Genomic DNA, 13457 nt, shown 5'->3' on the forward strand with positions numbered 1-13457 from the left:
TCCTCCACTTTCTTGACAACTTTTGTCCTGGAGCCTACGAACCTGTCACAATTCCTTCGTTATCTTGACAGCTATTAGGCTGGGGCTCCCGAAGCAGTCAAGATTCCATCGTTTTCTTGACAGCTTTTAGTCTGGGGCTCCCGAAGCTGTCATGTTTCCTTCGTTATCTTGACAGCTTTTAGCCTGATGCGCGCGAGCCTGTCACGATTCCTTCTTTATTTTGACAGCTTTTGTCCTAGAGCCTACGAACCTGTCACAATTCCTTCGTTATCTTGACAGCTTTTAGCCTGGGGCTCCCGAAGCAGTCAAGATTCCATCGTTTTCTTGACAGCTATAACCTCAAAGCTCCCCAAACCCGTCTTAATTCTAAAACACCCTCCGTTCCCTCCTCCTCTCCAGTAATTTTTTAGAACTTCACGAAAGATTCCTATTTTCATTTCATACACTTTACAGAATGTCCATTTAATTTTAATGCGGTGAATGGAGTGAAATTATGAAGCCGTCCTACTTGATAAAACCTGCCTTGGATGAAAGCTATCCAGAGATTGACTATGGAAAGGGTGTCTTTCTTTTTGACAAAGAAGGCCAAAAATATCTAGATGCTGCATCCGGGGCTGTCACGGCAAATATTGGACACGGGGTTCCTGAAATTATCCTGGCCATGCATGAACAGTCGAAAAAGGTGTCATTTGTCTATCGCTCCCAATTCACTAGTGAGGCAGCCGAAAAACTTGCGGAAAAACTAGCCGATGCTCTGCCAGGGGATTTAAATTGGAGTTTCTTCGTAAATAGTGGTTCAGAGGCTACAGAAACCGCGCTGAAGATTGCGATTCAGTACTGGCAAGAGAAGGGGATCAAGTCAAAAACAAAAATTTTATCCCGATGGATCAGCTACCATGGAATCACGCTTGGTGCCCTTTCGATGTCAGGTCATCCAGGGAGAAGAGCAAGGTTCGTTCCATTGCTTGAGGAATTTCCGTCCATTTCACCTCCATATTGTTACCGATGTCCATATCAAAGCTCAGCACCTGAGTGTGGCTTTTTATGTGCGATGGAGCTTGAGGGAGCGATCAAGCGGATTGGTTCTGAACATATCGCAGGATTTATTGCAGAACCGGTGATCGGTGCTGCTGGAGGCGCAATAACTCCCCCAAAGGGCTACTACGAAACGATTAAGAAGATTTGTGACGAAAACAATATATTATTCATCGCGGATGAGGTGATGACAGGGTTTGGCCGAACAGGACCGATGCTCGCATCTGAACACTGGAACATCATCCCCGATATTGTCGCCCTTGGAAAAGGAATGGGAGCAGGATACGCTCCGATTGCAGCAACGGTTGTCAGTGATCATGTGATGGAGCCCATTCAGAATGGCTCTAAATCAATTATGAGCGGCCATACGCTTAGCGCGAATCCACAATCATGCGCAGCTGCACTGGCGGTTTTGGAATACCTTGAGAATAATCAAATTCTTAATGAAGTCGAATCAAAGTCTATTTACCTGAAAAATAAGCTCGATAAGTTGAAAAATCAGTTTGAGTTTATCGGTGATGTCCGGGGAAAGGGCTTGCTTCTCGGTCTTGAATTTGTGAGATTGGCAGGTGCAAAAATCCCGTTTGAACGAAGCATCAAATTAACAGAGCTAGTTATAAAAACAGGAAGAGAAAAAGGGATTCTGCTCTATCCAGCTGGTGCCGGCCTGGATGGCCTGTCAGGGGACGCAGTCATTATCTCTCCGCCGCTGACGATCACCAGGCGAGAGATTGATGAATTGATAGCTTTGCTTAAGGCAACATTCATTGAAGTATATAGAATACTGGGATTTCCTTGTGAAAATGGAGATGAGAAATAGATGGAAAATCCATTTGGAAAGATAGCCACACTTCAACAAGCAATGGAGCATTTTTATGACGGGATGACCTTGATGTTTGGCGGGTTTGGCGGAGTAGGATCTCCTCCTGACCTAATAGACGGCATTCTCGAAAAAGAAATAAAAGACCTTGTGCTGATTGGGAATGATACGGGTTTTCCTGAAATCGGAATTGGAAAAATTGTCAGCCGCGGCAAGGCAAAGAAAGTCGTTGCCTCACATATCGGCTCCAATCCAGTTGCAGGTGAACTGATGACTAAGGGGGAACTGGAGGTGGAGTTTTCGCCACAGGGAACTCTTACAGAACGAATCCGCGCGGGAGGAATGGGTCTCGGCGCCATATTGACAGATGTAGGCGTTGAACATGAGTTTGTTTCTAAAGGAAAAAAAAGAATGACCTTGAACGGCAAAGACTATTTGATCGAAACAGCTTTAACTGCCGAAGTTTCAATCGTTTATGCCAAAAAAGCAGACCCATACGGAAATCTTGTTTTTGATAAAAGTGCCAGGAATACGAACCCGCTTGTAGCGATGGCGGGAAATTTCACCATTGCAGAGGCAGAGGAAATTGTCCCCCTGGGCAGCCTGGATCCTGAAGAAATCGTTACACCCGGAGTATTTGTAGATATGGTAATTCCTTCTGGAGGGGTGAATTGGAGATGGGCATGGGAGTAGATGTCAGAAATAGAATGGCCAGACGAGCTGCCGAAGAAATTTCTCCGGGCATGGTTGTCAATCTAGGCATAGGAATTCCCTCACTGGTCCCAAACCACCTTCCCAAGAATACGAGAGTCATGTTCCATGCTGAGAACGGAATTATTGGGATGGGGGAGTCGCCTGAAAAAAGTTTTGAGGATGAAAACCTGTGCAATGCTGGCGGCTTCCCTGTTACTGTCGTGGCGGGTTCCTCTTATTGTGATAGCGCCGTTGCCTTTGGAATGATTCGCAGAGGCAGAGTGGATCTTACGATTCTAGGATCCTTGCAGGTTAGCCAGAAAGGGGACCTGGCAAACTGGATTGTACCGGGCAAGAAGGTTCCAGGTATGGGAGGGGCAATGGAGCTGGCACAGAAGGCCCGGAAAGTTGCCGTATTGATGAATCATACCGATAAAAATGGGGTTTCTAAAATTGTCCCATCCTGTACTTTGCCTTTAACGGCAGCTGAATGTGTCGACATGGTGATTACCGACCTCGCTATTTTTAAAATAATGGATGGTTGTTTGATTTTGTCTGAACTTTTTGCGCCACATACAATACCTGAAGTTACCTCTAAGACCGCATGCAAATTTACACTCGCAGATGAGGTACGGATTATCGAATATTAAAAGGGGCTGATATCGTGCAAACTCCTGAGCAAAAGGTGAGGAATTACATTAAAGAAAGCAGGATCAGAGGGACACGGCTTTTACAGAAGTTAGTCCAGGAACCTAGTACAAGAGGGAATGAAAGTGGAGCGCAGGCAGTCATTATAGAAAAATGCCGCGAGCTTGGACTTGAAATGGATATATGGGAAATCGGGGATAACACACTTTCTGTCCACCCAGCATTTTGTTCTGACCGAAAAGACTTCAATGGAAATCCAAATGCTATAGGGATTATGAGGGGGACAGGCGGAGGGAAGTCGATGATCCTCAATGGACATATTGATGTTGTTCCCGCTGGTGACCCAAAAGATTGGGATAAAGACCCGTTCAGCGGGCATATCGAATGCGGCAAGTTGTTTGGCAGAGGCTCGACAGATATGAAGGGCGGCACAACTTCACTGCTCATGGCGATGGAGGCAATTAAGAATTCAGGAATAAAGTTAAAGGGCGATGTTATTTTTCAGAGTGTGATTGAAGAAGAAAGCGGTGGTGCCGGTACCCTTGCCACGGTCCTGAGAGGTTATAAAGCGGATGCAGCCATCATCCCTGAACCGACCAATATGAAACTGTTTCCAAAACAGCAGGGATCGATGTGGTTCAGAATCTCTGTAAAAGGAAAAGGGGCGCATGGCGGGACAAGGTATGAAGGGGTCAACGCGATTGAAAAATCCATGCTGGTGATAGATAGACTGAGAAGCTTGGAGACTCAGAGGAATGAGAGAATCACAGACCCGTTTTTCGAGAGCATCCCAATCCCAATTCCTATCAATATAGGGAAAATCCATGCAGGAGATTGGCCATCTTCTGTACCAGATTTAGCTGTCATTGAGGGCAGGATGGGGGTCGCCCCAAATGAAACACAGGAAGAGGCAAAGTATGAAATGTTGGAAGCCATTGCGGAAGTCTGTAATGAAGATACGTGGTTAAGAGATCATTCACCTGAGCTTGAATGGTTCGGTGCTAGCTGGCTGCCAGGCGACCTGGATCCCGAACATGAACTGATCCATGTCCTTTCAGATAGCTTTAAGGAAGTTAAAGAAAAGACTCCATTAATCGAGGCGTCTCCATGGGCTACTGACGGAGGAATTCTTTCGAAGGTTGGCGGAGTGCCTGTAGTGGTCTTTGGACCGGGAGTAACGGAAACAGCACACCAGGCGAATGAGTATATCAAGCTAGAAGATGTTTTTGAAGCTGCTGAAATCATAGCCCTTGCATTACTTAAGTGGTGTGAGGTCAGCGATTAGAAAAAAAGGGGGAATCAAGCAATGGGATATATAAAGATTAACACAGCGATACCGGGTCCGAAGGCACAGGCATTGTTAGCGCGAAAAGAAAAAAGTGTCCCTCTTGGACCATTCAACACAATCAAGTCGTTTGCGGAAAAAGGGGAAGGTGCATTGTTGACGGATGTCGATGGAAATACGTTCATCGATTTTGCCGGGGCCATTGGAACGCTGAATGTTGGACACTGTCCGCCTGAGGTTGTGGATGCACTGCATGAACAGATTGACCGCTACCTTCACCCTTGCTTTCATGTGATGATGTATGAACCATATATTGAACTTTCGGAATTGCTGAATGAGATCACTCCAGGCACGCATGATAAAAAAACCTTCTTTCTAAGCAGCGGAGCAGAAGCAGTTGAAAATGCGATCAAAATCGCCAGGAAATATTCAGGACGAAAAGGAATCATTTCTTTTGAAAGAGGATTTCATGGCAGGACCTATATGGCCATGTCACTGACTAGTAAAGTGAAACCATACAAATACCAGTTCGGGCCATTCGCTCCGGAAACTTATAAATGGCCATATCCGGTGTATTCCCAGGAGAAAGAGATGAAACCTGAAGAACTGGACGCCTATATGCTGAAAAAGTTTGAGACCTTTTTCCTTAGTGAGGTTCCTGCTACCGAAATTGCGGCTGTCATAATGGAACCAATTCAAGGGGAAGGTGGATTTAATATTCCGTCCAAGGCGTTTGTCCAGGGAGTGAAAAAAATCTGTGAACAATATGGAATTCTCTTTATCGCAGATGAAATTCAAACTGGTTTTGGCAGGACGGGAAAGATGTTTGCGATGGAGCACTACGACGTTGTACCAGACTTGATGACCATGTCAAAATCAATAGCTGCCGGACTTCCGATCAGTGCGGTCACAGGAAGGGCCGAGATTATGGATTCTGCAGGTGTTGGCGAAATTGGCGGCACCTTTGGAGGAAGTCCTCTCGGTTGTGTAGCTGCTGTAAAAGTCGTTAAAATGATAGAAGAACAAAATCTTCTTGATAGAGCAAACTTGTTTGGTGAAAAATTTCATGCTAGGTTCGGCAAGCTGACAGACCGCTTCCCGGAGATTGGCGATATCCGTTCAATTGGAGCAATGTGTGCAATTGAATGTTTCGATAAGAATGATCAACCTAACGGACAATTGGTCCGGGAAATACTCGCTAAAGCACATCAGCGAGGCTTGATCTTGATGAGCGCAGGTCTTTACGGTAATGTAATCAGGCTTTTGGCTCCTCTCGTCATAACAGATGATCAGATTGAGGAAGGATTCGATGTGCTGGAAGCAGTCATAAATGAATGCTGCGAGCGATAGGAGGGATATGCAATGAAACAGAACTTATGGATAAATGGAGAGAGCGTTGAAACGGAAACATATCGTCCGCTTTTTAATCCATTCAATGGAGAAAAAATTGCTGATGTTGCCGAAGCAGGCAAGAAAGATGTCACAAAAGCAATTGATTCAGCGGCAGGAGCAGCAAGAGTGATGGCGGAAATGGATGCCCACAAGCGTTCTGATATCCTGCGTAGAGTGGCTGAATTCATCCAGGAAGACAGGGAGGAATGTGCCCGGCTGATTGCGGAGGAATCCTCCAAACCCTTGAAGATAGCTCGAGGAGAAGTTGACCGTACGATCATGACCTATACTTTTGCTTCAGAAGAGGCTAGGAGGATTCATGGTGAAACAATCCCAATGGATGCGGCACCTGGAGGCGAGGGAAGAGTCGCCTATACAGTCAGGGAACCGCTGGGTGTGATCGCTGCGATCACTCCTTTCAACTTTCCGATGAATCTCGTGGCCCATAAGGTCGGCCCGGCTATTGCTGCCGGTAATACGGTCGTCCTTAAGCCAGCCAGCCAGACACCGTTATCGGCATACAAAATAGCTTCCTATTTTCATAGGGCAGGATTGCCTGCAGGTGCTCTGAATGTAGTGACTGGAAGTGGGAAGAGTGTTGGCGATGTACTGATTTCAGATGATCGGGTAAAAATGGTCACATTCACAGGTAGCCCTGAAGTGGGAAAGCATATCCGCGAAAATGCAGGCCTCAAAAGAGTAACTCTTGAACTAGGTTCGAATTCCGCATTGATTGTCGACGAAGGAACTGATTTTAACAAGGTTATGCCAAGAATCGTTACGGGAGCATTCTCAAATCAAGGCCAGGTCTGCATATCCATTCAGAGGATTTTCGTGCATGAAAGCATTGCCGATGAATTTGTGTCAACATTTGTTGAAGAAGCTGGTAAGCTGAAGGTAGGAAATCCGCTGGATGAACAAACAGATTTAGCTGCGATGATCAGTGCTAATGATGTGGCCAGGGCAAAAACGTGGGTTCAGGACGCTGTGGAAAATGGAGCGGAGCTGGTATATGGCGGGGAAAGCGATAAGCAAATCCTGAAGCCGACCGTGCTGCTCAATGCCCAGCTCACTGACAAAATTTCCTGTGAGGAAGTTTTCGCGCCAGTTGTCCATATCAACACTTTCATAGAATTCGATGATGCGCTCGCTCAGGTCAATGACTCCCAATTTGGCCTTCAGGCAGGAGTCTATACAAAAGATCTTCAAAAAGCTTTCAAAGCAGCAAAAATCCTTCATGTTGGCGGTGTAATGATCAATGATATCCCGACATTCCGAGTGGATCACATGCCATATGGAGGTGTCAAATTGAGCGGGAACGGCAGAGAAGGGATTAAATATGCTTTAGAAGAGATGACAGAACTGAAGCTCGTATCCATTAAACTAGATTGACCGTCAGCCTGGCCCAAAGCCAGGCTTTTCATACATTTTGGGAATTGGGGGAATGAACATGCATTTAGGAAAAACCTTGAGCTTTTCTGATAAGAATTATAATCTGACTGTTTACCTGGATCAACAGAATAAGCGGGTCAGGGTGGAAGATTATTTAGGCAGTTTACCACATGTTTTGGATCATGCGGAGAAGCTTGTGGAGAGCGAAAAAGCAGACAAATTAATTATCAAGGGAAGGAAAGAGCATTTTACGCAGCTGCTTGAACGGGGCTTCAGTTTTGAGGCAGGTATTGACGGATTTTTCCTCGGCAATGACTGTGTGTTCTTTTCGAAGTTCTATAGCGATGAAAGAAGGACTTCACCGCATTGGGTACAGGAAGATGGAATCATCAAGAGTGTTTACCATCTAGCGGAACCGGCGCAGAACATCACACCTCCAAATGATTACATCCTGAAAAAAATGGACGAAACAGACGCTCAGGGCCTGTCTGTTTTGTATAGCAAGGTTTTTCAAATCTATCCGACACCATTGAATGACCCAGAGTATATTGTCAAAACGATGAAAGAAGGGAGTCTTTATTTTGGCTTTGTAAATGACGGCCAGATTGTCAGCGCGGCATCAGCGGATGTGAACTCTTTTTATAAAAATGCTGAAATGACAGATTGCGCAACCTTAAAAGAACATAGAAAGCACGGTTTAATGAAGGTGCTGCTGGCACGTCTTGAAGATGAACTGATTGAAAATGGCATCTATTGCGCTTACTCCATCGCCAGGGCTTTATCCTTTGGCATGAATGCCGCACTGTATCAATTGGGCTATGCGTATCGCGGCAGGCTGGTGAACAACGTGTATATCTATGATAAAATTGAAAACATGAACGTTTGGGTAAAAGATTTGGCAAAAACGCCAAATTTTGGGCAGTGATAAGACAGTTTTTCGGCACTCTGTCATATACTCAATATGGGAGTGTGATGAGATGAATTCAGTATCCAATGTGACGGAAGAAATCTTAAGCGCAATATTGAAATGCATTGACGAGGCAATCCACGTCGTGAATACAGCTGGGATCACCATTTTTTATAATGAGGTGGCCGCAAGGCATGATGGACTTGAAATCAGCGAAGTGATTGGAAAGCCGCTTCTTAGTGTGTTTCCTTCACTGAACAATCAATCCAGCACTCTTTTGAAAGTAATTGAAACGAAGAAACCGATCTTTAATGAAACCCAGTCCTTTGTCAATTTGCATGGACGAAAAATTGACACGGTCAATACAACTCTGCCAATTTTTGTTCAGGGAGAATTAATCGGTGCAGTGGAAATTGCAAAGGATTACTCCCAGATTAAGCAGCTTTCTGAACGTCTGGTCGAAATCCAAAAAAAGCTTAAGCCTCGCAACGGGAAAGCAGTCAAACTGCAAGCGGGTTATACATTCAGTGACATGCTTACAAAAAATAAGCATTTTATGACCATCAAGAAGAAGGCTGAGAAACTGGCAATGTCTGATTCACCGATTCTTGTATATGGAGAAAGCGGTACTGGAAAGGAGCTTTTCGTCCAATCCATCCATAACTCCTCCAATAGGGCAGATGGACCTTTCATCGCACAAAACTGCGCGGCTATACCGGAAAACCTGCTTGAAAGTATCCTGTTTGGCACCTCTAAGGGAAGCTATACGGGGGCGGTGGACAGGCCAGGTCTTTTCGAGCTGGCAAACGGTGGAACACTCTTCCTTGACGAGCTGAATTCAATGCCATTCGACTTGCAGGCCAAGCTGCTTCGTGTCCTTGAGGATGGAGCAGTCAGAAGAATCGGCAGTACTAATGTCATCTCCGTCAACGTCAGGGTGATTTCCGCGATGAATGTATACCCTGGCCAGGCTATGGAAGAGAACCAGCTGAGAACGGATTTGTTTTACCGCCTGAATGTCTTGACATTCGAACTTACGCCTTTAAGGCAAAGGAAAGAGGACATCCTTTATTTATCCGATATCTTCATCAGCCAATATAACAACCAGCTGAGGAAGCATATTTCTGGACTGGATGACCATGTGAAGGCCATTTTTCTCAACCACCAATGGCCAGGCAATGTAAGGGAACTGAAACATACAATCGAATACATGATGAATGTATGCGAAGGCACTATGCTGACTGGACAAGACCTGCCAATGATGCTGAAAAACATCGTGCCAGGTCCCTCTGATGAAAAATCACGAAACTCATTCATTTTAAGGGACCACCTTAAAGAGTTGGAAATCTCGTTAATCAAGGACGCGCTTGATGCATCGGGCGGCAATATCCAAAAAGCAGCCAGCCTCCTGGATATTCCCAGGCAAACACTCCAATATAAAATCAAAAAATTAAATATAACTACCTAATCTGCCGAAATTTCAGCAGGTTATTTTTTTTTATACTGACTTATTTTTCCCAGCTATCGTATGAACTCCTTGCTGGCGTCGGTTTTAGTGTATTCGGAATAATCCGTCATTTTTGGCACGGAACTTGCAATATAAATAACTATAAAAATAGCTGGGGGGAATTTGGATGAAACACACTTTATATAAGCCTGCAAGACACTGGAAGGATATTGAGCTTTGGAAGAATGTTACGGAGGAGCAATGGAATGATTGGCTATGGCAGCTTACAAATACAATCAGGACACTGGACGATTTAAAGAAGGTTATTAATCTTACGCCTGAAGAAGAAGAGGGTGTCAGGATCTCGACGAAAACCATTCCGTTGAATATCACACCCTACTACGCTTCATTAATGAATCCGGATGATCCGCGCTGCCCGATCAGAATGCAGTCAGTCCCCATCTCAAAGGAAATTCACAAAACAAAATATGATCTTGAAGATCCGCTTCATGAAGATGAGGATTCGCCAGTACCTGGCTTAACTCATAGATATCCTGACAGGGTGCTTTTCCTTGTGACCAACCAATGCTCGATGTATTGCCGCTATTGTACTCGGAGAAGATTTTCCGGCCAAATCGGCATGGGGGTTGCCAAGAAGCAGCTTGATGCTGCAATCAATTACATCAGGGAGACCCCTGAAGTCCGAGATGTATTGATTTCAGGCGGGGATGGTCTCCTCATCAACGATAATATCCTCGAATATATATTAAAAAACCTGAGGGAAATCGACCATGTTGAGATAATCAGGATTGGAACAAGGGCACCGGTTGTTTTCCCGCAGCGAATTACAGAGAATCTCTGTTCCATCCTTAAAAAATATCACCCAATTTGGCTGAATACACATTTCAACACATCAATCGAAATCACGGAAGACTCGAAGCGCGCCTGTGAAATGCTTGCCAACGCGGGTGTACCGGTCGGAAACCAATCCGTCATCCTGGCAGGGATCAATGACAGTGTACCAATCATGAAAAAGCTTATGCATGACCTCGTAAAAATCCGTGTCCGCCCATATTATATCTACCAATGTGATCTGTCAGAGGGCATCGGTCATTTCCGTGCTCCAGTTACAAAGGGCCTTGAGATTATTGAAGGCTTAAGAGGACATACATCCGGCTACGCTGTACCTACATTCGTGGTTGATGCTCCGGGCGGAGGCGGTAAAATCTCTCTTCAGCCAAATTACCTGATATCACAAAGCCCTGAAAAAGTCGTGTTACGAAATTTTGAAGGTGTGATCACTTCTTACCCTGAACCAGAAAATTATGTTGCAGGGAGAGCAGAGGGCTACTTTAAACAAGTATACCCTGATTATGAAAAGAAAAAATCGAACGCGGGAATCGCCGCTATCATGAACGACAGTGAGTTCAACCTTATTCCAGAAGGACTTGGAAGGATTGACCGGAGGGAAAAGTATGAGGAAGACCCGGCACATGCTTCTTTGAAGGATAAGCGTGAAAAACGTGATGAGCTGAAGGAGAAGAAGTTTATCGCACAGCAGAATAAGACGACAGCTGAAGCAGTTGATGGGCAAGGCGCAGTCCCATCGACAAAGGAATAGGAGGTTGAAAGATGGGAAAATGCGAGTGGTGCGGTAGCCAAAACACAAAAGCTGTAAGTGACAAAGTCTTTTGGGAACTTCCAGACGGCACGAAAGCAATTCAAATTAATGAAACTCCTGCCATCCATTGTCTCGATTGCGATATGACCTATCAGACTGAATTGATCACGAAGGAAATCGAAGACCAATTATTTTTAATCGATACAAAAAAACTCGACAAAGTGGTCACCTTTGAAGAATTGATGGCCCAGCCAAGACTGTTAAAGCGGAATTACTTTGACTTTTCATCCTGATATCCTAGTGTGATAAATATTACCAGCTGCAACGTGTTGTTCACAAAAATTTCATACTTCCTTTTTATCCATTTACTCCCTCCTCTTTATAATAGAGTGGGGAGTATTTATTTAGGAAATGGGGAGAGGAAATGTCCATCGCATTATCAATCATGCTGGTTGCAGCAATGGTTGTCTTATTCTTTTGCGGATATTATGTTAGGCTGATTATTGAGAAATACGGGATGAATTGGCTGCATGCCGTGCCAATCACCGTGGCTATTTTAATGTTCAATATCATATGGGCATTGCTGGAGATGGCGAAATCAGCAAGATGGCAATAAGAAAAGAGCATGCGCCTTGAGAAGAGCTGGAGCTAGATCCTAATCTAAGCACTGAATTTATTCTTTAATCCAAAAAGGGAGCACCTCACCAAATCGGGAGGTGCTTCGTTTTTTGCATTACAGTGGACGGACACTTAACAAATCCGTTATAGTATGGACAAACTAATTTTAACTATAGGCAGGCGTTCATATGTATAAAAGCTTTTACCACTTTCTTATGAAGTACCGGACCACAAAACCGATTGATGCAATCAGCAGGTTTGCAAATTCCGCATACGATGATCTCTCATTCCCGAAAAACTCCGAGGATTATGATGAGATTAGCTCCTATCTGGAACTGAACGGTCAATACCCGGAAAGTATGGCTGTTTTTGACGAAGCTTGGGAGGAGTATTTAATAGCAGAAAGTTAATAAGGCTCTTGCGGTAAAACCGCGAGAGTCTTTTTTTGTTTTCAAGGAGTTATTGTTCATGAAAAAAAATCCATCTTAGACTCCCTTTTATAAAAGCTGCTTGCCTCCAATTTCTAGGCGTAGCGATTTTCAGAAAATTGCATATACTGTTGTAATCACAATTCACGACTCATCGTTGAGAGGATGGAGGATATGGAAAAACGGAAGAAACCTAAGTTTAACATCGGTGATACAGTCGTGATCACTATTTATGGAACTGTGGGGAAAGTGACTGATGTAAAATGGCTTGACGGCCTTCATGTATATGAGATAAATAAGAGCGAGGGCTTGTATTTAGAAACAAGTTTGCAGATGCTCTCTGAATACGATGGGAAGCTGCTTGAAAAGGAGCAAATCGACATCGAATACAAATATTTCTTTGGGGACTTAGTTCAGGTTAAAGGGTATGGCTCAGACCTATTTAAAGTTGTCGGCTTCCGCACTGAAATTTGGAGATACAAAGAAGATGCCTGGGAGGATGTAATTTATGAACTCTCCAGGATTAAAGATGGGGAATGGCTTGAAGCAGGGGAGGAAGAACTGACACTCGTTGCGGATTCAGAAAGTGCAGATACGTTTATCCAGAAGCTGGGTCTTTTGTTTTCGGCTAATAAAGAAGTGAAGCCTTCGGTCAATCTTGATAAGAAGTCTCAACAGCCGCGAGCAGGTGAAAAAGAAGAACTGCGGAAAATCCATCAAAAGAGGATGACGATCGATCATCTGCTTGATATTTATAATGATTACCGGATTTTATATAAGTGGTTCAAAGATGATGAATATGCGCATGTCATGAGGGTCATTCTTCGTAAGCTGTCAACGCTCGTTAACAATGATGGCAAAAGCCATGTTTAAAATAAACCTGCAAATTCAATAAGAACATAAGCTAGAAAAGGAATTCCCAACACTAAAACTGCTTTAAATAAGAAGTTCACGATACTGCCGAACAATTCAACTACCATACTATTTTCCTTGTTCACGTCCTCAACAAACATTTCTGCAAGGATACCAAGTCTCTCCATACATGTTCACTCCCGATTTGAATTTATTCCATTCTATGCTTGTCCAAAAGCAATAGAACAATTTTCAGAAAATTGGTTGAGCTCGGCATGAAACAGGCGTGTTTCACATACATTTGGAATAAAGGGGGGCG

At 44.2% G+C, this 13457-nt stretch carries 14 protein-coding genes; 13 read left to right on the top strand and 1 reads right to left on the bottom strand.

Annotation, left to right across the window (positions count from 1 at the left end):
• Positions 1–493: 493 nt before the first annotated feature.
• The 13 genes from AB5I83_RS03185 (at position 494) to AB5I83_RS03245 (ending at position 13159) form a co-directional block, all read left to right on the top strand.
• Positions 494–1855, top strand: a complete 1362-nt coding sequence (locus AB5I83_RS03185) for an aspartate aminotransferase family protein (protein ID WP_448972755.1) — start codon at positions 494–496, stop codon at positions 1853–1855.
• Positions 1856–2548, top strand: a complete 693-nt coding sequence (locus AB5I83_RS03190) for a CoA transferase subunit A (RefSeq protein WP_448972757.1) — start codon at positions 1856–1858, stop codon at positions 2546–2548. It abuts the gene before it with no gap.
• The gene (locus tag AB5I83_RS03195; RefSeq protein ID WP_448972759.1) at positions 2533–3198 is read left to right on the top strand and encodes a 3-oxoacid CoA-transferase subunit B; all 666 of its coding nucleotides are present in this window, start codon (positions 2533–2535) and stop codon (positions 3196–3198) included. The genes AB5I83_RS03190 and AB5I83_RS03195 overlap by 16 nt, the downstream gene beginning before the upstream one ends.
• Before the next feature lie 14 nt (positions 3199–3212).
• On the top strand, positions 3213–4481 hold the full coding sequence (locus AB5I83_RS03200; RefSeq protein ID WP_448972760.1) for a peptidase: 1269 nt from the start codon (positions 3213–3215) through the stop codon (positions 4479–4481).
• Positions 4482–4502: 21 nt separating this feature from the next.
• Complete coding sequence (gabT, locus tag AB5I83_RS03205) at positions 4503–5831, top strand: 4-aminobutyrate--2-oxoglutarate transaminase (RefSeq protein ID WP_167833727.1); 1329 nt, start codon at positions 4503–4505, stop codon at positions 5829–5831.
• Positions 5832–5843: 12 nt separating this feature from the next.
• A complete protein-coding gene (locus AB5I83_RS03210) occupies positions 5844–7265 on the top strand; it encodes an aldehyde dehydrogenase family protein (protein ID WP_448972762.1) in 1422 nt (473 codons plus the stop codon).
• Between the two features lie 58 nt (positions 7266–7323).
• Positions 7324–8190 carry a putative beta-lysine N-acetyltransferase gene (gene ablB / locus AB5I83_RS03215; RefSeq protein WP_448972764.1) on the top strand — a complete coding sequence of 289 codons (867 nt, stop codon included), beginning with the start codon at positions 7324–7326 and terminating at the stop codon, positions 8188–8190.
• 52 nt (positions 8191–8242) lie between these two features.
• Complete coding sequence (locus AB5I83_RS03220) at positions 8243–9640, top strand: sigma-54 interaction domain-containing protein (RefSeq protein WP_448972766.1); 1398 nt, start codon at positions 8243–8245, stop codon at positions 9638–9640.
• 166 nt (positions 9641–9806) lie between these two features.
• A complete protein-coding gene (gene kamA, locus AB5I83_RS03225) occupies positions 9807–11240 on the top strand; it encodes a lysine 2,3-aminomutase (protein ID WP_448972768.1) in 1434 nt (477 codons plus the stop codon).
• Positions 11241–11251: 11 nt separating this feature from the next.
• The gene (locus AB5I83_RS03230; RefSeq protein WP_448972770.1) at positions 11252–11533 is read left to right on the top strand and encodes a YokU family protein; all 282 of its coding nucleotides are present in this window, start codon (positions 11252–11254) and stop codon (positions 11531–11533) included.
• A 131-nt stretch (positions 11534–11664) separates the two neighbouring features.
• Positions 11665–11856: a hypothetical protein gene (locus AB5I83_RS03235; RefSeq protein WP_167833738.1), complete on the top strand. Its 192-nt coding sequence runs from the start codon at positions 11665–11667 to the stop codon at positions 11854–11856.
• Positions 11857–12046: 190 nt separating this feature from the next.
• The gene (locus tag AB5I83_RS03240; RefSeq protein WP_448972772.1) at positions 12047–12268 is read left to right on the top strand and encodes a YozE family protein; all 222 of its coding nucleotides are present in this window, start codon (positions 12047–12049) and stop codon (positions 12266–12268) included.
• A 192-nt stretch (positions 12269–12460) separates the two neighbouring features.
• Positions 12461–13159 carry a hypothetical protein gene (locus AB5I83_RS03245; RefSeq protein ID WP_448972774.1) on the top strand — a complete coding sequence of 233 codons (699 nt, stop codon included), beginning with the start codon at positions 12461–12463 and terminating at the stop codon, positions 13157–13159.
• Here the strand turns inward: AB5I83_RS03245 and AB5I83_RS03250 are convergent.
• Positions 13156–13326, bottom strand: coding sequence for a hypothetical protein (locus AB5I83_RS03250; RefSeq protein ID WP_448972775.1), 171 nt, complete (start codon positions 13324–13326; stop codon positions 13156–13158). The two genes, AB5I83_RS03245 and AB5I83_RS03250, sit on opposite strands and share 4 nt — an antisense overlap.
• Positions 13327–13457 lie beyond the last annotated feature (131 nt).

This window comes from Mesobacillus sp. LC4 (genome assembly GCF_053543455.1).